This is a genomic window from Nocardioides sp. CPCC 206348 (assembly GCF_048654705.1).
In the GTDB taxonomy this organism is placed as follows: Bacteria; Actinomycetota; Actinomycetes; order Propionibacteriales; family Nocardioidaceae; genus Nocardioides.
Map to the genome: position 1 here is coordinate 74,934 of NZ_JBMCZA010000217.1, position 973 is coordinate 75,906.

1 protein-coding gene and 1 pseudogene are annotated in these 973 nt (G+C 69.0%); one reads left to right on the plus strand and one right to left on the minus strand.

What is annotated here, in order from left to right; all coding sequences use genetic code 11:
* A pseudogene (locus ACOADB_RS24140) lies at positions 1-450 on the minus strand (NAD-dependent DNA ligase LigA); the annotation flags it as partial.
* Between the two features lie 233 nt (positions 451-683).
* Between ACOADB_RS24140 and ACOADB_RS24145 the strand changes: the two are divergent.
* The coding region (locus ACOADB_RS24145) for a helix-turn-helix domain-containing protein (RefSeq protein WP_378604787.1) at positions 684-973 on the plus strand (290 nt) is incomplete at its 3' end.

Here is a 973-nt window from a genome sequence, read left to right on the forward strand (position 1 = left end):
CTCCCCCGTCCGTCCGTCGCCCCGGGTCAGCGCACGCACCAGGCGGCCCTGTTCGTAGAGCAGGTTGATGGCCAGGCCGTCGACCTTGAGCTCGCACAGCAACGCGGGGCTTTCGATCCCGTCGCGACCCAGGCGCGCATGCCAGGCACCCAGCTCCTCGAACGAGAACGCGTTGTCGAGGCTCTCCATCCGCTGGAGGTGGTCGACCGCGGTGAAGTCGGTCGACACCGCTCCCCCGACCTTCTGCGTCGGGGAGTCCGGCGTGCGCAGCTCGGGGAACTCCTCCTCGAGCGCCTCCAGCCGCCGCATCCGCTTGTCGAAGTCCGCATCGGACAGGGTCGGGTCGTCGAGCACGTAGTAGCGCCAGCGCGCATCCTCCAGCTCTTCGGAGACGGTGGCGTGCTCCTCGCGGGCCTCGGCCGGTACGACGGGAGAGGTGGCGTCGCTCATGGGGACCATCTTGCCGCGCGCCGCCGACAACTGCTCCGCGACCCGGGACCGGCGTGGGGACCGATGCGGGAACCGCTGGGGGGACCGATGTCGGCGGCGCCTGTCAGGCTCGACTAGCAGCTCCGGACGTCGTCGTACGAAAGAGGTTGCGAAACGGAACCGTTCCGTACTATCTTAGTGAAACGGAACCGTACCGTTCCATTCAGGCCCACCCGTCAGGAGCACCGAGCACCATGTCACCTCGAACGAGCCCCACCTCACCGGAGGCGGGCACCCGCCCCCGCGTCGAGGGCGACCGCGAGCAGGAACTGCTCGAGGCCACGCTCGAGGTCCTGGCGGAGGTCGGCTACGACCGCCTCACCATGGACGCTGTTGCGTCCCGCGCCAAGGCGTCGAAGGCGACGCTCTACCGCAAGTGGGACGGCAAGGCCGCCCTCGTCATCGATGCGCTGATGGCACAGAAGGCGCCGCTCGTCGCCAAGGAGGACACCGGCAGCCTGCGCGGTGACCTCCTGTCCGTGTT